At 33.9% G+C, this 19,626-nt stretch carries 15 protein-coding genes; 1 reads left to right on the top strand and 14 read right to left on the bottom strand.

Going from position 1 to position 19,626, the window contains the following annotated elements:
• Positions 1–60: 60 nt before the first annotated feature.
• From O6P34_RS10945 to O6P34_RS10890, 12 genes are all read right to left on the bottom strand, one after another.
• Complete coding sequence (locus O6P34_RS10945; protein WP_269684543.1) at positions 61–1,335, bottom strand: beta-ketoacyl-[acyl-carrier-protein] synthase family protein; 1,275 nt, start codon at positions 1,333–1,335, stop codon at positions 61–63.
• A gap of 62 nt (positions 1,336–1,397) precedes the next feature.
• Positions 1,398–1,826, bottom strand: coding sequence for a 3-hydroxyacyl-ACP dehydratase FabZ family protein (locus tag O6P34_RS10940; protein ID WP_269684542.1), 429 nt, complete (start codon positions 1,824–1,826; stop codon positions 1,398–1,400).
• A gap of 17 nt (positions 1,827–1,843) precedes the next feature.
• Positions 1,844–2,896 carry a type III polyketide synthase gene (locus O6P34_RS10935; protein ID WP_269684541.1) on the bottom strand — a complete coding sequence of 351 codons (1,053 nt, stop codon included), beginning with the start codon at positions 2,894–2,896 and terminating at the stop codon, positions 1,844–1,846.
• Between the two features lie 37 nt (positions 2,897–2,933).
• The gene (locus tag O6P34_RS10930; protein WP_269684540.1) at positions 2,934–3,659 is read right to left on the bottom strand and encodes a methyltransferase domain-containing protein; all 726 of its coding nucleotides are present in this window, start codon (positions 3,657–3,659) and stop codon (positions 2,934–2,936) included.
• The gene (locus O6P34_RS10925) at positions 3,660–4,790 is read right to left on the bottom strand and encodes an NAD(P)/FAD-dependent oxidoreductase (protein ID WP_269684539.1); all 1,131 of its coding nucleotides are present in this window, start codon (positions 4,788–4,790) and stop codon (positions 3,660–3,662) included.
• A 222-nt stretch (positions 4,791–5,012) separates the two neighbouring features.
• Positions 5,013–6,920, bottom strand: a complete 1,908-nt coding sequence (gene acs / locus O6P34_RS10920) for an acetate--CoA ligase (RefSeq protein WP_269684538.1) — start codon at positions 6,918–6,920, stop codon at positions 5,013–5,015.
• A gap of 476 nt (positions 6,921–7,396) precedes the next feature.
• On the bottom strand, positions 7,397–8,866 hold the full coding sequence (gene ilvC, locus O6P34_RS10915) for a ketol-acid reductoisomerase (RefSeq protein ID WP_269684537.1): 1,470 nt from the start codon (positions 8,864–8,866) through the stop codon (positions 7,397–7,399).
• 15 nt (positions 8,867–8,881) lie between these two features.
• Complete coding sequence (ilvN, locus tag O6P34_RS10910; protein ID WP_269684536.1) at positions 8,882–9,406, bottom strand: acetolactate synthase small subunit; 525 nt, start codon at positions 9,404–9,406, stop codon at positions 8,882–8,884.
• Positions 9,407–9,410: 4 nt separating this feature from the next.
• Positions 9,411–11,105, bottom strand: coding sequence for a biosynthetic-type acetolactate synthase large subunit (gene ilvB, locus O6P34_RS10905; protein ID WP_269684535.1), 1,695 nt, complete (start codon positions 11,103–11,105; stop codon positions 9,411–9,413).
• Positions 11,106–11,162: 57 nt separating this feature from the next.
• Positions 11,163–12,836, bottom strand: a complete 1,674-nt coding sequence (gene ilvD / locus O6P34_RS10900; protein ID WP_269684534.1) for a dihydroxy-acid dehydratase — start codon at positions 12,834–12,836, stop codon at positions 11,163–11,165.
• 261 nt (positions 12,837–13,097) lie between these two features.
• Positions 13,098–14,213, bottom strand: a complete 1,116-nt coding sequence (gene leuB, locus O6P34_RS10895) for a 3-isopropylmalate dehydrogenase (protein ID WP_269684533.1) — start codon at positions 14,211–14,213, stop codon at positions 13,098–13,100.
• A 55-nt stretch (positions 14,214–14,268) separates the two neighbouring features.
• On the bottom strand, positions 14,269–15,444 hold the full coding sequence (locus O6P34_RS10890; RefSeq protein WP_269684532.1) for a 2-isopropylmalate synthase: 1,176 nt from the start codon (positions 15,442–15,444) through the stop codon (positions 14,269–14,271).
• 153 nt (positions 15,445–15,597) lie between these two features.
• Between O6P34_RS10890 and O6P34_RS10885 the strand changes: the two genes are divergently transcribed.
• Positions 15,598–17,142 carry a hypothetical protein gene (locus tag O6P34_RS10885; RefSeq protein WP_269684531.1) on the top strand — a complete coding sequence of 515 codons (1,545 nt, stop codon included), beginning with the start codon at positions 15,598–15,600 and terminating at the stop codon, positions 17,140–17,142.
• Positions 17,143–17,186: 44 nt separating this feature from the next.
• On the opposite strand, the gene O6P34_RS10880 is transcribed toward O6P34_RS10885, so the two are convergent.
• Both O6P34_RS10880 and O6P34_RS10875 read right to left on the bottom strand, forming a co-directional pair.
• Positions 17,187–17,444: a hypothetical protein gene (locus O6P34_RS10880; protein ID WP_269684530.1), complete on the bottom strand. Its 258-nt coding sequence runs from the start codon at positions 17,442–17,444 to the stop codon at positions 17,187–17,189.
• A gap of 50 nt (positions 17,445–17,494) precedes the next feature.
• Positions 17,495–19,471: an alpha-ketoacid dehydrogenase subunit alpha/beta gene (locus tag O6P34_RS10875; protein WP_269684529.1), complete on the bottom strand. Its 1,977-nt coding sequence runs from the start codon at positions 19,469–19,471 to the stop codon at positions 17,495–17,497.
• Positions 19,472–19,626 lie beyond the last annotated feature (155 nt).

Here is a 19,626-nt window from a genome sequence, read left to right as displayed (position 1 = left end):
ATTGCCACAAATTCGCAAATTATTTTTGTTGTTATTTTATATAATTTAGAACTAATTTTTTCAATCTTTAAATTTCTTAAAAACCACACATCCATTCACATCTCCAAATCCAAAACTGGCTTTTACAATTACATTTAATTCTTTCTCAATCAATTGTTGTGGAATTCTAGATTGATCAATCAAAGCTGTAATTTCCGGATGCAAATCAGAGCAATTGATATTCGGAAAAACAAATCCGTGATGCAATTGCAATACCGAAGCAACGCTTTCAATACTTCCCGCTCCTGATAAACAATGTCCCACTAATGATTTCAAAGAATTAATATACGGAAAATTAATTCCGCTTCTTCCCAGAGCTTCACTCCAATTCTGAATTTCAAGACTATCTTTTGATGTGGCAGTTAAATGTCCGTTTATCGCATCAATATCATCTGCCACAATTCCCGCATTTATAACAGCACTTTTTATGCATTTTTGAACCGCCGCAGGATTTGGAGCGGTCATTGTACCTAAACCGCGTTGTCCCCCGGAATTAATATTTCCACCCAGAACTTCAGCGTATATTCTAGCACCTCGCCCTAAAGCAGTTTCTAAATCTTCTAAAACTAAAGCTCCTGCTCCACTGCCGGGAACAAATCCCGATGCACTAACAGACATTGGCCTTGAGCCTTGTTCAGGCGCTTCGTTATGTTTAAAAGTACACACTTTCATCGCATCAAATCCACCCCAAATATAAGGACCTGAATCACTTGTACTTCCGGCTAAAATGCGTTTGGCCTGCCCAGATTTAATGCGTTCATACGCCATCAAAATACTTTCTGTTCCTGTTGTGCAGGCTGAAGAATTAGTCGAAACTTGGTTTCCTAAACCTAATTTACCTCCCAAATAAGCGCTTACTCCACTATTCATAGTCTGCGCCACAGCAGTACTACCAAGCCTTCGGGTTTTAAAATCATCTATTTTATATATACTTTCCCGGAATTTTTCGATTCCTGATGTTCCTGTTCCAAAAATTGTTCCGCTGTCCCAATCTGGTTCTTCCTTAATTTCTAAAGTTAAACCAGCATCTTTCCAAGCATCAATTCCGGCAATGACGCCATATAAGATTCCTGATGAATTAAAATTTCGCAACTCTAATTCCGAAAAATATTGTAATGCCAACTCATTTGAAACGTCAGGTTTCCCTGCAATTTGACAAGAAAATTGCAATCGTTCTAATTCAGAATCGTGTTTAATTCCAGAAATTCCATTTCTAATTGCATGAATAAACGTAGTAAGCCCCACTCCGTTTGGAGCGACAACGCCAAGACCAGTAATTACGACACGTTTATTCATTTATGCTGGATTTATTTTAATATCTATTGATTTTTACTGCTAAGATTATCTCGTTTTCAATCTTATACGATCATTCCTGCAATTATTCCGGAGCAAACAACTTCTTCTTTTTCATTTTTCATACTCACTTTACATTTTAATTTTCCGAATCTAAAATAGATTTTTTCTGAAATTACCGTTACTTTTTCTTTTGGATAAACGGGTTTTAAAAAATGTATTTCTGTTGATGTTAAAGCAATTGAAGTATCAGTATTAAACGTATCATTCAATAAAAATATTCCAAAACAAACCAATCCTATTTGTGCCATAACTTCGGTTAAAATCACTCCGGGAGTTATCGGATTATCTTTAAAATGTCCAGCATAGAAATCTAGTTTTTCATCAAAAGTAAACGTTCCTTCCACTCCATTTTCATCTACACGAATAATTTCGTCCACAAACAAAAACGGTTTTGAATACGGCAATTTCGGTATAATTTCTTCTTTTCTCATATTTGAAGATTAAAGGGCTAAAACTTCAGTAAAACTCTTTGCGCCGAAAATCCGGGTCCAAAACTCAACATCAGTCCTAATTCTCCTTTTTTAGGTTGATTATCCATAATGCGCTCTAAAACATACAAAACTGTAGCACTCGACATGTTTCCGTACAAACGCAAAACTTCTTTGGTATCATTTATATTTTTGCCTAAATCCGAGAACAAACTTTCTACAGTTTGAACAATTTTTTTCCCACCAGGGTGAAAAATTAAGTGATCAATGGTGTCAATAGTTTGATTATTTTTTTCTAAAAAAGGATTTATAATATCAGGAAAATGACTGGCAATTGTTTCGGGAACTTCAATATCAAGTACCATTTGTAACCCAGAATTAGTGAGTTTAAAACCCATCATATGAATGTTATCATAAAAATGATACATTTCTTCCGCTAAAATTTCGGGACCTTCATCATCTTCATGAGAAGACAACAAAACGCAAGCCGCACCATCTCCAAAAATAGCCGCACTGACAATATTTGCCATCGAATAATCATCTAATTGAAAGGTTGCCGTAGGACTTTCAACAGCAATTACAGCCGCACGTTTTCCGGGGTTGGCCTTCAAGAAATTTTTAGCATAAATAATCCCTGAAATTCCTGCCGCACAACCCATCTCGGTAACTGGAAGCCGAATAATGTCTTGGCGTAATTTTAATTTGTTAATCAAATATGCATCTAATGATGGAATCATAATTCCAGTGCAACTTACTGTTATTATATAATCTAAATCTTGCGGACGCCAATTCGCTTTTTCTAATGCTTTTTCAAGCACTTTCTCTCCCAAATCAATCACTTCACGCACATAAATATCATTTCTTTCTTCAAAAGAGGTTTTCGTAAAAACTTCAATTGGATCCATAATTGAATACCTTTTATCTACTGCTGCCCCTTCAAAAATCTTTTTTACTTTTCGAATAAAACGTTCGTCCTGACCTTCGAGCCAAGCATCGAGAAATGGAACTATTTCTTCGGTTGTTCTGGAAAATTTTGGTAGTTGTTTGGCTACTGTTTTTATTTTTACACTCATAATTAATTAGCCGGGAATTATTAAAATCATATACTATTTAATCTAAAACAATTGTTCTTCTTATAATCCATTGATAACGAAATGCCCATTTCCATTGAATTTTATAATTGCTAAAATGCAAATTCTCTGAATAGCGAATCAATTCTTGTTTTTTAAAACCTCTTAATATTGAAGTCAAACCATCCTCACGAGACATCTCATTCAATCGAAAAACCCAACATAATGCTTGAAACAATCGATACGCAACAGCACTTCTATGCAAATCATTAATCACAATTCCAATGGTTGAATTCGTATAAAAAAGCGCCATTAATTTCATAATCTCATCTTCTTTAAAATGATGTAAAGTCAAAGTGCACAAAACAATATCATATTTCATTTTACTAAAAGGTTCACCAAAAATATCTTTACACAAATACGTGATATTTGGATAGTATTTAGATAATTTTCGAGCGTGATTTATGGTAAAAGCATTAGCATCGATACCAATTAATTTGAATTCTAAATCATTTTTCAATCCAAAATCCGCAATAGTGCGCAACATGTCGCCATTACCACAACCAACATCAACAATTGTAAGTTCTTTGGCGGTTGCAATTGTTCTCATCAACTCTTTAATCCCTCGCAACGTGAGCTGATTTCCTCCCAACAGCTGATTTATTTTAGCTATTTTATCTAAAGCATCCCGTAAAACTTCACCTTCCATAGAAAAATCATCCATGATTTCAGGTTTATCGGTTCGTTGTTTTGTGTTTAAAGCCATTTAATTTTTCAAAATTATTGGTTTTCCGTGCGTTTTTTTTATGATTTTTGGTAATAGTAAAGGAAATTTAATTGCTATTTGCAGTAAAAACTCTGATACTTTTTGATGTTGTAAAAGTCGAGCTAAAAAACGACCTGCTAGTATTCGTTTTTCAAAATTAAACTTCCATTCTTGTATGTATTTTTTTTCCAAATCGCCTCTGGATTTAATCTCATTATTAAAAAAACATTCGACCAATTCCGAAACAATTTTAGCACTATGTATCGCCATTGCCATTCCGTTTCCGCATAATGGATGAATTAATCCGGCCGTATCTCCTATCATTAAAATATGATTTTCAACAGCTTTTTTTTGCTCAAAACAGATTTGGCTAATCGTCATCGGCTTATCAAATAACATGGTGCATTTTTCAAATAATAATTTCAAATTTGGATTTTTAAAAACAACTGCTTTTTGATATTCCTCAATATTTTTATAGCGCTTGAATGTTTCATAATCCGCTAAATAACAAATATTAATCTTGTCATTTTCTACTTTTGAAACCCCGCAATATCCACCTTTAAAATTATGCAATCCTACTAAATCATCTGGAAAATTACCTGAATAATGTGCTTTCACAGCCAACCAAGGTGATTTTTTTTGAATAAAATTCCGATTGAGTTTTTGGTCTATATTAGAACGTTTTCCAAAAGCTCCAAGTACAATTTTAGCCTTTAAAATAACATTATTCAAAGTGGTTACCGTAAATTGATTCTCATCAAAAACAACACTTTCTACACTATCTTTAAGGATTGTACAACCACAACCCAATGCTTTATGGTACAAATATTCATCCAATGTATATCGACTGATTCCAAATCCTCCAAGAGGTAAAACACAATCAATTGTTTTTCCGTTACGTATCGAAAACTGAAGTTTTGTAATAAGTGTTGGATGTAAATCATTACTACTAATTCCCAGCCAATTCAGATAAGGTACTACTTCATTAGAAATATATTCTCCGCAAACCTTATGTTTAGGAAATTCATTTTTCTCGATAACAATTACCTGAAATCCTTTTTTAGACAAATGAATCGCAGCAGTTAATCCTGCTAAACCACCACCAATAATTAGCACTTCAGTTTCCTTCATATCAAAGTAAATTTAAGGAATAGTTTCTCAATATTGTTATATTATTTTTTAATAAGTTACATAATTACCAAAATTAAGTTAGAAATTTTAAACATATTCTTAAACAAAACCAAATTACAATATATTATTTATAAAAAACTACTATCTTAAACAAAGGCCAAATAAAAAACTGCTTTACCTAAATTAGATAAAGCAGTCTTTTTATGAAAAATATTTTATTTACTAAACTCTTCCTTCTTTTATATCTTCAATAACTTCAGGATTTAATAAAGTAGTAGTATCACCAAAGTTAGAATAGTCACCTTCGGCAATCTTACGTAAAATTCTACGCATAATCTTACCTGAACGTGTTTTTGGTAAACTGGCTACAAATTGAATTTTGTCAAGTTTAGCAATCGGACCGATGTGATCCGTTATATATTGATTAATCTCATTTGCCAGATTTTCTTTGTTTCTAACTTCTCCTGTTTCTTTCAAAGTTACATAACCATACAAGGCATTTCCTTTGATATCGTGAGGGAAACCTACAATTGCAGATTCTGCAACCGCCGGATGCTCATTAATTGCATCTTCTATAGGCGCAGTTCCCAGATTATGTCCGGAAACAATTACCACATCATCAATTCGTCCTGTAATTCTATAATATCCAACTTCATCACGCAAAGCACCATCTCCTGTGAAATATTTCCCTGGGAAAGCAGAAAAATAAGTGTCTTTGTAGCGTTGATGATCTCCCCAAATTGTTCGGGCGATTCCTGGCCAAGGAAACTTTATACACAAGCTTCCTACAACTTGATTATCTTCTATTTCATTACGTCTTTCATCCATCAAAACGGGCTGGATTCCAGGTAAAGGTAAGGTTGCATAAGTAGGTTTTGTTGGTGTAATAAAAGCAATTGGAGCAATCATAATTCCACCTGTTTCTGTTTGCCACCAAGTATCAACTACTGGGCATCTTTTTGCCCCAACGTGGTCATTATACCAGTGCCAAGCTTCTTCATTAATTGGTTCACCAACAGAGCCAATTACTTTAAGAGATTTTAAAGGATATTTCTGAATATAGTCCAAACTTTCTTTTGCCAAAGAACGAATAGCAGTTGGCGCAGTATAGAATTGGGTTACTTTATGTTTTTCGATAGTGTCCCAAAAACGACTGAAATCTGGATAAGAGGGTATACCTTCAAAAATAACAGTAGTTCCGCCGTTCAACAACGGACCATATAATGTATAAGAATGTCCTGTAATCCAGCCAATATCTGCTGTACACCAAAAAATGTCGTTTTCTTCATAATTGAAAACATTTTTAAAAGTATAAGCCGTATAAACCATATATCCTGCAGTGGTATGAACCATTCCTTTAGGTTTTCCGGTAGATCCAGAAGTATAAAGAATAAATAAAGGATCTTCCGCATCCATGATTTCGGCCACATTATTATTCAATGCTTCATCTAAAAGTGGTTGTAACCATTGGTCACGTCCAAATTTCATTTGAATCTCAGCATTTGTTCTTTTAACAACCAAAACAGAAGTTACCGAAGGACAATTTTCTAAAGCTTCATCTATGATACCCTTTAAATCGATAGTTTTATTTCCTCTATAACCACCGTCAGAAGTAATAACCATTTTACATTCGGAGTCATTTATTCTTGCCGAAACTGCAGAAGCCGAAAATCCTGCAAAAACTACTGAATGTATCGCTCCAATTCTGGCGCAAGCTAAAATTGAAACTGCCAATTCTGGAATCATTGGTAAATAAATACAAACACGATCTCCTTTTTTAATGCCTTTTTCACGTAAAACGTTTGCCATTTTAGAAACGCGTTCGTACAACTCGTTATACGAAATATGTAATGCTGTTTCTGTTGGATCATTGGGTTCAAAAATGATGGCTGTTTTATCACCTCTTTTAGCTAAATGCCTGTCGATACAGTTCTTAGTAATATTAACTTTAGCTTCTGTAAACCATTTTATTTCGGCTTCAGCCATGTTAAAATCAACAACTTTCTCCCAATATTGATACCAAGTAAAGTTCTCTTCTGCTATTTTTCCCCAAAATTTTCTTGGTTCGCGTACTGATTTATTATAGTGTTTAAAGTATTGTTCTAGGTTGTCAATTTTATAGTAGCTCATGTTTTTTAAAAATTTTTATAAATGTATTAAATATCTCTTTATTGTTAAAATGATTTAAATTATAAATATTCTCAAATAATTGAACTCTTTTTATCTGATTCTCACTTTCAATGAATTTAATTCAACCCACAGTGTCAAAAAATTGAGATATCCACATAAAAAAAGGTGAAATAGAAATTTCTACCTCACCTTTAATTTTAACAAAATTTAACAACAATTCGTTTTATACCTAAAATATATAACAGTACAAGCAACTATATTTTACATTAAATTCTATAAAATAGTACCTGTTTATTAGGGAATTACTTCACTTAACTTATGCTAAATAGTAGTTTGAAGTTAAGTGAATGTAATATGCATCAATATCGTTTTATCTTTAATACGTTTTAACTAATTCAAAATATTACGAGACCTTATTTATGATATAATGCAAACTCCAACACACCCTCATGTGTGGTAATTCCTGAATTTTATATTTATCCAATTTTTTTCATTGCAGTCATCGATTCTCTCAACCACTCACCTACTTCTTCAATAGGGTGTTGACGAATACTTTTGTTTACTGCAATAAGAAGTGCGTTATCAACACCATTTGTAGCAGAAAAAGATTTTCCAATTACGTTTGTATCAATAGTTTTCATGAAATCTGTCAATAACGGTTTACAAGCATGATCAAATAAATAACAACCATATTCTGCTGTATCCGAAATGATTCTGTTCATTTCATATAATTTTTTTCTTGCTACAGTATTAGCAATCAAAGGCAATTCATGTAATGATTCGTAGTAAGCAGATTCTTCAATGATTCCTGATTGTGTCATTGTTTCGAATGCTAATTCTACTCCGGCTTTAACCATAGCAATCATTAAAACACCATTGTCAAAATATTCTTGCTCCGAAATATGAGCTGCTGTTGGTGCTGTTTTTTCGAAGTTAGTTTCTGCAGTTGCAGCTCTCCAAGTCAATAAATTAACATCATTATTAGCCCAGTCAATCATCATGTTTCTTGAAAATTCTCCAGAAATGATGTCGTCTTGATGTTTTTGGAATAAAGGACGCATAATATCTTTTAATTCTTCGGCTAATTCAAAAGCTTTAATTTTTGAAGGATTGTTCAAACGATCCATCATATTGGTAATTCCACCATGTTTCAAAGCTTCAGTTACAGTTTCCCAACCATATTGAATTAATTTTGATGCATAAGCTGGTTCGATTCCTTTTTCAACCATTTTGTCAAAACACAAGATAGAACCTGTTTGCAACATTCCACAAAGAATAGTTTGCTCTCCCATTAAATCCGATTTTACTTCGGCAACAAATGAAGAGTTCAAAACTCCTGCTTTATGTCCACCTGTAGCAACTGCATATGCTTTTGCTTGGTCGAAACCTGTTCCGTTTGGATCATTTTCAGGGTGAACCGCGATTAATGTTGGTACACCAAAACCTCTTTTATATTCTTCACGAACTTCAGATCCCGGACATTTAGGAGCACACATAATTACAGTGATGTCTTTACGAATTTGCATTCCTTCTTCAACGATATTAAAACCGTGTGAGTAAGCCAAAGTTGAACCTTGTTTCATTAAAGGCATAATTGCTGTCACTACAGCAGTATGTTGCTTGTCTGGCGTAAGGTTACAAACCAAATCAGCTGTTGGGATTAATTCTTCATAAGTTCCCACTTTGAAACCATTATCAGCAGCGTTCATGTAAGAAGCTCTTTTTTCTTGAATAGCTTCCGCACGTAATGCATAAGAAATATCTAAACCTGAATCTCTCATGTTCAAACCTTGGTTTAAACCTTGAGCTCCACAACCTACGATAACTACTTTTTTACCAGCTAAAGCTTCAATACCATTAGCAAATTCAGATTGATCCATGAATTCGCAAACGCCTAATTGTTCTAATTGTAATCTAAGTGGTAATGAATTGAAATAATTTGCCATTTTCTAATATTTAATTTATGATTTTAATTCTTCTAATAATGATGAGATTTCCATTTTTGATTTAGAAACCGATATTCTTCCTGAACGCACAAACTGCATGATTCCGAAAGGTTTTAATTTGGAGTGTAATTCGTCTATTTCGGAACGTCTTCCTGATTTTGATATCACAAAAAAGTCTCTGGAAACCGTTACGATTTCTGAATGGCTTTCTTTGATGATATTTTGAATTTGTCTTTCGTCAAATAATAAGCTGGATTCTATTTTGAATATTGCACTTTCCAAAAAAATCGTTTCTTCATCAATATGATAAAATGCTTTGATGACTTCGATTTGCTTTTCGATTTGACCCACAATGTTTTGTACCCATTTTTCAGTGGTATCTACCACAATGATGAATCTCGAAACATTTTCGATTTCAGATTCGGATACATTTAAACTCAAAATATTGATATGGCGTTTCAAGAATATTCCTGATATTCTGTTTAATAAGCCAACGTTGTTTTCTGAATAAACAGAAATGGTGAATGTTTTATTTTCCATAATATTAACTTAATCGCATATCCGAAACCGAAGCTCCTGTTGGAATCATTGGGAATACATTGTTTTCTTTTTCAACCATAACTTCAAGGAAATATGATTCTTTTGAAGCCATCATTTCAGCTACTGCAGCATCTAAATCTTCTCTTTTGGTCACTTTTTTAGATTTGATATAATACCCTTCGGCAATCGCTATAAAGTTTGGATTGATCATCTCAGTAGATGCATATCTTTTGTCAAAAAACAACTGTTGCCATTGACGTACCATTCCTAAAAACTCATTATTCAAGACCACAATTTTCACTGGAACTTTAGTTTGAAAAATAGTTCCCAATTCTTGAATTGTCATTTGAAAACCTCCATCGCCAATGATAGCAACCACTTCACGATCCGGCATTCCCATTTTAGCACCGATAGCTGCTGGTAAAGCAAATCCCATAGTTCCTAAACCTCCGGAAGTAATGTTACTTTTAGTGGAATTAAATTTAGAGTATCGACAAGTAAACATCTGGTGTTGTCCTACGTCCGAAACCATTATCGCATCCCCATTCGAGTGTTTGTTAATCATTTCGATAGTTTCTCCCATAGAAATTCCACCGTTTGTTGGTTTTAATTCCTCGTTGATAACTGCATCTAATTCTATTTTGTATTTTTCTTTGAATTCGTTGTGCCAAGATTCATGTGTTTTACTTTCGATAAGCGGAAGCAACGCATTCAATGATTCTTTAACATCTGCCAAAACAGCTACTGTTGTTTTTACATTTTTATCAATTTCGGCCGGATCAATTTCAAAATGAATCACTTTGGCTTGTTTCGCATACGTAGCCAGATTTCCGGTTACACGGTCATCAAAACGCATTCCGAGTGCTATCAAAACATCACATTCGTTAGTCAATAAATTAGGTCCGTAATTCCCGTGCATTCCTAACATACCCACATTTAGCGGATGATCTGTTGGCAAAGCCGAAAGTCCTAAAATAGTCCAAGCTGCCGGAATTCCTGATTTTTCTACTAATGCTTTTAATTGTTCTTCGGCTTCCCCAAGAATAATTCCTTGTCCAAAAATGATATATGGTTTTTTAGCATTATTAATTAATGCTGCCGCTTCTGCCACTTTTTCAAGATTTAGCGTTGGCTTCGGATTGTAACTTCTAATGCTGGTGCATTTTTTATAGCTAAATTCAATTTCATCGAATTGAGCATTTTTGGTAATATCAATCAATACTGGACCTGGACGACCTGAGCGCGCAATAAAGAACGCTTTTGCAATAATTTCAGGAATTTCATGAGCTTCAGTAATTTGATAATTCCATTTGGTAACCGGTGTCGAAATCCCGATAATATCCGTTTCCTGAAACGCATCTGAACCCAATAAATGTTTCCCAACCTGTCCTGTTATACAAACCATTGGAGTAGAATCTATTTGAGCATCTGCAATTCCTGTGACCAAATTTGTTGCTCCCGGACCCGACGTTGCAATGGCAACGCCTACTTTTCCTGTAGCTCTGGCAAAACCTTGAGCAGCATGAGTAGCACCTTGTTCGTGACGAACTAATACATGATGCAATTCATCTTTAAATTTATATAATTCGTCATAAACTGGCATTATAGCACCTCCGGGATATCCATAAACCAAATCTACTCCTTCTGCTAGTAAGCATCTGATAATTGCTTCAGCACCTGATATTTTATTATTTTTCATTATTTGTTATTTAAGCTAATGTCAATTTTGCAATAGCATTGACATTGATTTTTGAAATTACTTGTCGGTCACACATCCTGTTGAAGCACTGGAGACCGATCTTGCATATTTCAATAAAACCCCTTTTGTCGCTTTCAAAGCCGGTTGAACCCAAGCTGCTTTTCTTTTAGCGAATTCTTCATCAGATATTTTCAAATTAATGGTGTTTTTAACAGCATCAATAGTAATTAAATCACCATCTTCAACAAATGCTAAACCACCTCCGTCATAAGCTTCTGGCGTTACGTGTCCTACCACAAAACCATGTGAACCTCCAGAGAATCTACCATCTGTAATCAAAGCAACACTACTTCCTAATCCAGCTCCCATAATAGCAGATGTTGGTTTTAACATTTCAGGCATTCCCGGACCACCTTTTGGACCACAATACCTGATGACGACTACATCGCCTGGTTTTACTAAACCACTTTGAATTCCTGGAATAACTGTAAATTCACTTTCGAAAACAACAGCAGGTCCTTCAAAATATTCTCCTTCTTTTCCGCTAATTTTAGCCACACATCCTTCTGAAGCTAAGTTTCCGTATAAAATTTGAATATTTCCAGTTGATTTTAAAGCTTTTTGAATTTCATGAATTACTTCTTGACCATCTTGTAAATCAGGAACATTAGCTAAATTTTCAGCGATTGTTTTTCCGGTTACAGTCAAACATTCTCCATGAATATATCCTTCTTTCAATAAATATTTCATTACCGCAGGAACACCTCCAACAGCATGTAAATCTTCCATCATATATTTACCACTTGGTTTCAAGTCGGCAAGTACAGGTGTTTTATCACTTATCTCTTGAAAATCTTTCAATGTAATCTCGATATCTACTGCATGCGCCATAGCAATTAAATGCATAACTGCATTGGTAGAACCTCCTAAAACGGCAACAATTGTAATGGCATTTTCAAAAGCTTTACGAGTCATAATATCTCTAGGCTTGATGTCTTTTTCCAATAATATTCTGATGGCTTTACCGGCATCAACACATTCTTGTTTTTTGTCTTCACTCAAAGCCGGGTTTGAGGAACTATAAGGCAAACTCATTCCCAATGCTTCAATGGCAGATGACATTGTATTGGCTGTATACATTCCACCGCAAGCTCCCGGACCAGGGCAAGAATTTTTTATAACTCCTTTAAAATCTTCGTCAGAAATAGTTTTTTGGAATTTTTTTCCCAATGCTTCAAAAGCAGATACAATGTTCAGGTGTTCCCCTTTCCATCTTCCGGAATTGATTGTTCCTCCATAAACCATAATAGAAGGACGATTTACTCTCCCCATTGCGATTAATGCTCCAGGCATATTTTTATCACAACCTGGAACGGCAATTAAACCATCATACCATTGTGCTCCCATAACTGTTTCGATAGAATCAGCAATTACATCGCGAGAAACCAATGAAAAACGCATTCCTTCAGTTCCATTTGAAATTCCGTCGCTTACTCCAATAGTATTAAAAATCAATCCAACTAAATCCGCGTCCCAAACACCTTGCTTGACATCTTTGGCAAGATCATTCAAGTGCATGTTACATGTATTTCCTTCGTAACCCATGCTGACAATTCCTACTTGCGCTTTATTTAAATCCTCTTCTGTTAATCCAATTCCATAAAGCATTGCTTGTGCCGCAGGTTGAGTTTGGTCTTGTGTTATGGTTTTGCTGTATTTATTTAATTCCATTGTATTTATGTTTGTATGTTTTAAATTCTTTCTAAAAAAAAACCTCCCAAATTGATTTGGGAGGTTTTAAATATTTTTTAATTATATCTATACCATTTCCCCTGCACATGTGATAACCACACTGACATTAATAATTGAAGAAATAATATTTGAGATTAGCATTTTTGGTTTAATTGTGGTGTAAAAGTATAAAAACTAATACCACTACAAAAACATAATCTCATTATTTTGGCATTCAATTATAAATGCTTTTTAACTATTTTAAACAATAGTCGATTGTCCTATTTGAACAAAATCCTTTTTAAAATATAAATCACCTTCGTTCATTATATAATTTGAAATAAAATCACCCACTTCATTCGTTCCAAATTGTGAATTTACTTTTAAATCTACAGTAACCACTTGAGTAATAATAGCTCTTTCTACAGCTTTAATAACTTTTTTAGATTCTGTTGTAAGTCCAAAATGCTCTAGCAACAACGCCACCGAAAGTATTGCTGCAATTGGATTTGCAATATTTTTATCTTTTGCCTCTGTGTAACAACCGTGAATTGGCTCAAAAAGAGAATGTTTTTCTCCTAAAGATGCCGAAGCCATTAACCCAATAGAACCCGAAATAACGCTCGCTTCGTCAGAAAGAATATCTCCAAAAAGATTATCGGTTAATAAAATGTCAAACTGTCTTGGATTCGAAATAATTTGCATTGCCGCATTGTCAACATACAAGAAGTTTAACGTAACATCCGGATATTCTTTAGCAATATTAGTAACTACTTTTCTCCACAACCGAGATGTTTCTAATACATTAGCTTTATCAACTAAGGTAACTTTCTTACGTCTACCTTGTGCTGCTTTGAAAGCTAAATGGGTAATTTTTGTAATTTCTTCTTCATTATATTCACACAAATCAGAAGCATATGTTCCTTCTTCATTTGTGGTTTTGTCACCAAAATACATTCCGCCATTCAATTCTCTATAAACTATAAAATCAGTTCCTTGTAAAACTTCTTTCTTTATTGGAGAAGAATCCATTAATTTAGGATACGCTTTGATTGGTCTAATATTAGCAAATAAACCCAATTCTTTTCTTAGTTTCAACAAGCCTAATTCTGGACGAATTTTAGCAGTTGGATCGTTATCATACATTGGATCACCAATGGCTCCAAACAAAACTGCATGCGTGTTCAAACAAAGATTTAAAGTTTGTTCCGGTAACGGATTTCCTGTTTTTTCGATAGCAATAGCACCAATCAGCGCATCTTCAAAAACAAACTCATGATCATACACTACTCCTATCGCATACAAAGCTTTTTTTGCTTGCAAAATAACCTCTGGTCCTATCCCATCTCCCGAAAGTACTGCTATTTTTAAGTTCATGATTGTTGTTTTTTTAATATGATTTTATACTAAAACTTATACTTTAAAAACCGAATTAACTTCTTGTTACTTCACTATACATTTTGCAGGCTTCGATAATTTGATGAATATCTTCATCTAATACTTCTTTTTTAATATCTGCAAACTTCAAAAACTCGACGTAAATGATATCCAATTGTACTTTTGTCAACTCATATCCTACTTTTTTAGCTCTGTACGCTAATGCAGCTCTACCACTCCTGGCAGTCAAAATAATAGAAGATTCATTAACACCAACTTCCAACGGATCCATTATTTCGTATGTAGCTCTGTTTTTAATCACACCATCTTGGTGAATTCCTGAACTGTGTGCAAAAGCATTAGCACCCACAATAGCTTTATTGGGTTGCACCATCATTCCCATACTTTCAGAAACCAAACGACTCATCTCGTTTAATTGTCTCGTATTAATATTAGTGTCTAAATTCAAATAAGGATGTTGTTTGAAAATCATTACCACTTCTTCAAGTGCAGTGTTTCCGGCTCTTTCTCCTATTCCATTTATAGTACACTCAATTTGTCTTGCACCATTTACAGCACCTGCAATAGAATTCGCTGTTGCCATTCCTAAATCATTATGACAATGACAAGAAATGATTACGTTTTCGATTCCTTTTACGTTTTCTTTTAAATATTTAATTTTAGCACCATATTCTTCAGGCAAACAATATCCGGTTGTATCAGGAATATTTAATACGGTAGCTCCTGATTTAATAACTTCTTCACAAACTCGTGCTAAAAAATCATTTTCTGTTCTACCAGCATCTTCAGCATAGAATTCTACATCTTCAACATATGATTTAGCATGAGCCACGGCAAATTTTGCTCTGGCAATAACATCCTCTCTTGTTGTATTAAGTTTGTGTACAATGTGTGAATTTGAAGTACCAATTCCGGTATGAATTCTAGGTTTTTTTGCATGCTTTAGTGCAGCTGCAGCAACATCAATATCGTTTTTAACCGCTCTTGTAAGACCACAAACAGTTGCGTTTTTAACTATTTTACTGATTTCTGAAACGGATAAAAAATCACCTGGACTCGAAACAGGAAAACCAGCCTCTATAATATCAACACCCATTTCGTCGAGACGATTGGCAATAACAAGTTTTTGGTTTGTATCTAATTTACATCCTGGGACCTGTTCGCCATCTCTTAAAGTGGTGTCAAAAATTTGAACTTTCTCTCTATTCATTTTCATTTATTTAATGTAATTTCACATCTCTAAACAAAAATAGATTTCATTACTGTATTACAAAAACCATTTTAATGGAATATACTGCTTATAAGGCATACAAAAAACTTATAAAACACTAATAAACAACGATTTACAACGATTTATTTTACAATGGCTAACCATCAAAAAGATTTCTTATTTGTACTGATTAAATCACTTTCAAAATCTGAAAAAAGACAATTCAAGATTTTTGCAAGCCGATTAGAAACGAGTTCAAATACAAAATTTATAGAATTATTCAACATTTTAGACAAATCCGAAGTCTATGATGAGAAAATTATTTTGAAAAGTGGTATTATCAAAAAAGTGCAATTATCGAACCTGAAATCCTATTTATACAAACAAATATTGGTAAGTATCCGTTTGAATATTCCAAGTCAAAACATACGATATCAACTACGGGAACAAATTGATTTTGCCGCAATACTCTACAATAAAGGACTTTATAAACAAAGTTTAAAAATACTAGATAAAACTAAAATCCTGGCTTTGGAAAATGACGAAAAGCTAATGGCTTATGAGATTGTTGAATTCGAAAAACTAATCGAATCGCAATACATCACCCGAAGTATTCAAGGGCGCGCGGATGAATTAGTTATTCAGGCCAAAGAACTCAATTATCGCAACACCATTTCGAGTAAATTATCAAATTTATCACTGCAATTATATGGCATTATGCTCAAAACGGGCTATGTAAAAAGTGATGAAGAATACAAATATATTGACGAATATTTCAACAAACACATTGCCAAATTCGATGAGAATAAATTTGGCTTTCGAGAAAAATATTGGTTCTATAACGCTAATTTGTGGCATAGTTTTTTGGTGCAGGACTTTTTGGCCAGCTATAAATATGCATATAAATGGGTAACTCTTTTTTATGATAACCCCAACATGATTTTTCTAAATCCGGTGTTTTTCCTTAAAGGAAATCAATACCTGTTAGAATCTTTATTTATGCTGAAATACAAATCGAATTTCAAGAAATATTTAGTTTTATTAGAAGAAACCATCAACGACCCCCGATTTCCGGTAAATGATAATATCGCTTCGTTATCATTTTTGTATTTGTATAATAACAAATTAAACTACCACATTCTTGAAGGAACTTTTGCCGAAAGCGAATACCTGATTCCGGAAGTTTTAAACAAACTGAAAATACATAATGAGCATCTTGATGAGCATCACGAGATGATGTTTTTTTACAAAATTGCCTGTATTTATTTTGGAAACGAAAAATACGAAGAAACCATATTCTATTTAGAAAAAATAATAAACAACAAAAATCTCTCCATGCGAGAAGATTTAATGTGTTTTGCCCGCATTTTGTGTTTGATTGCTCATTACGAATTGGGGAAAGACTATTATTTAGAAAACCAATTAAAGAATACGTATAAATTCTTACTGAAAATGAATGATTTGCATGAAGTGCAGAAAGAAATCATTCGGTTTATGAAAAATTTAAATTCAATTTATCCAAGCGATATCAAGAAAGAATTCGTTAAAATGAAAGAACGTTTTATCGAATTAGAAAAAAACACGTATGAAAAAAGAGCGTTTTTATACTTGGATATTATCTCTTGGCTCGAAAGCAAAATTGAAAACCGAAAAATTAGTGATATAATCAAGGAAAAAGCAAAGCTGAGTAATCGGTAAGATTTTGCATAAAAAAGGAGACAATTTTTTGTCTCCTTTTTTATTTATAATTCTTTTCGGCCTCTTATAATATCTTCAAATGTGGCACATTTTACAACTTCTTTTTCACCTTCAATCAGCATTGATAAATAAACAAATTCAACTTCAGACAAATCTTCCTTTAAATAAAAAGCCATATCGTCTAACTTGTAAAACCATTCGGTATCAAACTGTACTTTATTGATTGTGGCGTCTTTTATCAGTAACTTTTCTCTTAAAGGTTTCATTCCGGATGGAGTAATGTTATAAAAATAATTTTCCAAAATTAAATTATGAAACTATAAAACCCAAATTGCAATACAACTATTTTTATTCAATAGGCAATTAAATCAATAAGTGCTTTTTCAAACCTGCCCTTCGGCAAATACTGGTCTTCCAGTGCTTTTGTAAAAGGAATCGGACTGTCTAAACTGGCTACACGTTTTACAGGCGCATCAAGATATTGAAAACAGTTTTCCATAATTAATGCCGAAATATCACTGGCAACACCACCAAACATAGAGTCTTCCTGATAAATAATTGCTCTTCCTGTTTTCTTAACCGAGACAAAAATGGCTTCGGTGTCTAATGGTTGTAAAGTTCTCAAATCAAGTAAATCAGCTGAAATTTCAGTATTTTTTTCCAAAGTTTCTAAAGCCCAATGCACTGCCGCCCCAAAAGATATAATTGTAACATCGTTTCCTTCTTTCAACAAAGCTGCTTTCCCTAATGGTAAAGTATAATAATCGGTTGGAACATCTTGATAAATGCTTCGGTACAATTGTTTGTGTTCAAAAAACAATACTGGATTTGGATCATTAATAGCCGAATTCAACAAGCCTTTAGCATCATAAGGAAATGCCGGATAAACGACTTTTAAACCTGGCGTTTTGGTAAACCAAGCTTCATTTGTCTGTGAATGAAAAGGCCCCGCTTGCGTTCCGCCACCACAAGGCATCCGAACCACAACATCGGCTTTTTCTAACCAACGATAATGTGATTTAGCTAATAAATTGACTATTGGATTAAAACCTGTAGAAACAAAATCAGCAAACTGCATTTCAACAATTGCTTTGTATCCATTGATAGACAAACCCATTCCTGCCGAAACGACTGCGCTCTCACAAATTGGCGTATTGCGAACACGTTCTTTACCAAACTGTGCCACAAAACCATCTGTGATTTTGAAAGCACCACCATATTCTGCGATATCTTGCCCCATAATAACCAGGTTTTCATGACGCTCCATTGATTGTTTCAAACTGGTAGAAATAGCGTCTATTAAACGGATATTTTCTGAGACTGAATTTGGCTTAACTAACTCAAATTTAAATGGTTTGTATACATCATTCAATTCTTCATTGTAAGAAGCCTCGATTTCAGGTTCTTCATTGGCCAAAGCCAAACTTTCATCAATTTCCTTTTTAATTTCTGTTCGTAAAGCCAAATCAAATTCGGCAGTAAGAATTCCGTTTTCGGTTAAATAATTGAAGTAATTATTCACTGGATCTTTTATAGCCCACATGTCCATAAGCTCTTGCGGAACATATTTAGTACCACTCGCCTCTTCGTGACCACGCATTCTAAAGGTTTTAAATTCTAATAAAACTGGACGCGGTTTTTCGATCATTGAAGCTTTTAATTCTGACAATAAATGATATACTTCCAGAATATTATTTCCATCAATTATATGACTTTCTATTCCGTAGCCTATTCCTTTGTCGGCCAGATTTTCACAACGGTATTGCTCATTTGTGGGCGTCGAAAGTCCATATCCATTATTTTCTATTACGAACATAACCGGTAACTCCCAAACTGAAGCAATATTCAAAGCTTCATGAAAATCACCTTCGCTTGTTGCGCCTTCTCCTGTGAAAACCGCTGTTATTTTGCCATTTTTCTGCAATTTATTGGCTAATGCAATTCCGTCAGCAACGCCTAATTGCGGTCCCAAATGGGAAATCATCCCAATGATTTTATATTGTTGGGTTCCAAAATGAAAACTGCGATCGCGTCCTTTGGTAAAACCATTGGCTTTGCCTTGCCATTGCGAAAAAAGACGGTACAAAGGAATATTTCGTCCTGTAAATACAGCCAAGTTTCGATGCATTGGCAAAATATATTCATCTGAATCTAAAACGGCTGTAACACCAACAGAAATTGCTTCTTGACCGATACCAGAAAACCATTTAGATACTTTTCCCTGACGAATCAGTATCAACATTTTTTCCTCTATAAGCCTTGGTTTAAGGAGTCTTTTGTATAAATCTAATAATTTCTCGTCGCTAAGATTTTTTCTGTCAAAATTCATTTTGGATGCTTTTATAGAATGCTTCAAAGATAAAAAAATATAACAGTTTTGGTATTTTTTGTTATATTATTTTATTTTAGAAACGTATTTAAAAAATCTCATTTAAAAATATTCTTTACATTTGTAAAAGGAAGTTTTATAGGCTTCTAAAGTAT

It is taken from the genome of Flavobacterium lacustre, assembly GCF_027474525.2.
GTDB classification, from domain to species: Bacteria; Bacteroidota; Bacteroidia; order Flavobacteriales; family Flavobacteriaceae; genus Flavobacterium; species Flavobacterium lacustre.
This window is presented reverse-complemented; position numbering and strand designations above follow the sequence as displayed.

Excerpts from the sequence above, each read along its gene's own strand:
- ilvB (WP_269684535.1), bottom strand. The coding sequence starts at position 11,105 with ATGAAAAATAATAAAATATCAGGTGCTGAAGCAATTATCAGATGCTTA.
- O6P34_RS10890 (WP_269684532.1), bottom strand. The coding sequence starts at position 15,444 with ATGAATAGAGAGAAAGTTCAAATTTTTGACACCACTTTAAGAGATGGC.
- ilvC (WP_269684537.1), bottom strand. The coding sequence starts at position 8,866 with ATGGCAAATTATTTCAATTCATTACCACTTAGATTACAATTAGAACAA.
- O6P34_RS10885 (WP_269684531.1), top strand. The coding sequence starts at position 15,598 with ATGGCTAACCATCAAAAAGATTTCTTATTTGTACTGATTAAATCACTT.
- ilvN (WP_269684536.1), bottom strand. The coding sequence starts at position 9,406 with ATGGAAAATAAAACATTCACCATTTCTGTTTATTCAGAAAACAACGTT.
- acs (WP_269684538.1), bottom strand. The coding sequence starts at position 6,920 with ATGAGCTACTATAAAATTGACAACCTAGAACAATACTTTAAACACTAT.
- O6P34_RS10875 (WP_269684529.1), bottom strand. The coding sequence starts at position 19,471 with ATGAATTTTGACAGAAAAAATCTTAGCGACGAGAAATTATTAGATTTA.
- ilvD (WP_269684534.1), bottom strand. The coding sequence starts at position 12,836 with ATGGAATTAAATAAATACAGCAAAACCATAACACAAGACCAAACTCAA.
- O6P34_RS10935 (WP_269684541.1), bottom strand. The coding sequence starts at position 2,896 with ATGAGTGTAAAAATAAAAACAGTAGCCAAACAACTACCAAAATTTTCC.
- O6P34_RS10930 (WP_269684540.1), bottom strand. The coding sequence starts at position 3,659 with ATGGCTTTAAACACAAAACAACGAACCGATAAACCTGAAATCATGGAT.
- O6P34_RS10940 (WP_269684542.1), bottom strand. The coding sequence starts at position 1,826 with ATGAGAAAAGAAGAAATTATACCGAAATTGCCGTATTCAAAACCGTTT.
- leuB (WP_269684533.1), bottom strand. The coding sequence starts at position 14,213 with ATGAACTTAAAAATAGCAGTACTTTCGGGAGATGGGATAGGACCAGAG.
- O6P34_RS10925 (WP_269684539.1), bottom strand. The coding sequence starts at position 4,790 with ATGAAGGAAACTGAAGTGCTAATTATTGGTGGTGGTTTAGCAGGATTA.
- O6P34_RS10945 (WP_269684543.1), bottom strand. The coding sequence starts at position 1,335 with ATGAATAAACGTGTCGTAATTACTGGTCTTGGCGTTGTCGCTCCAAAC.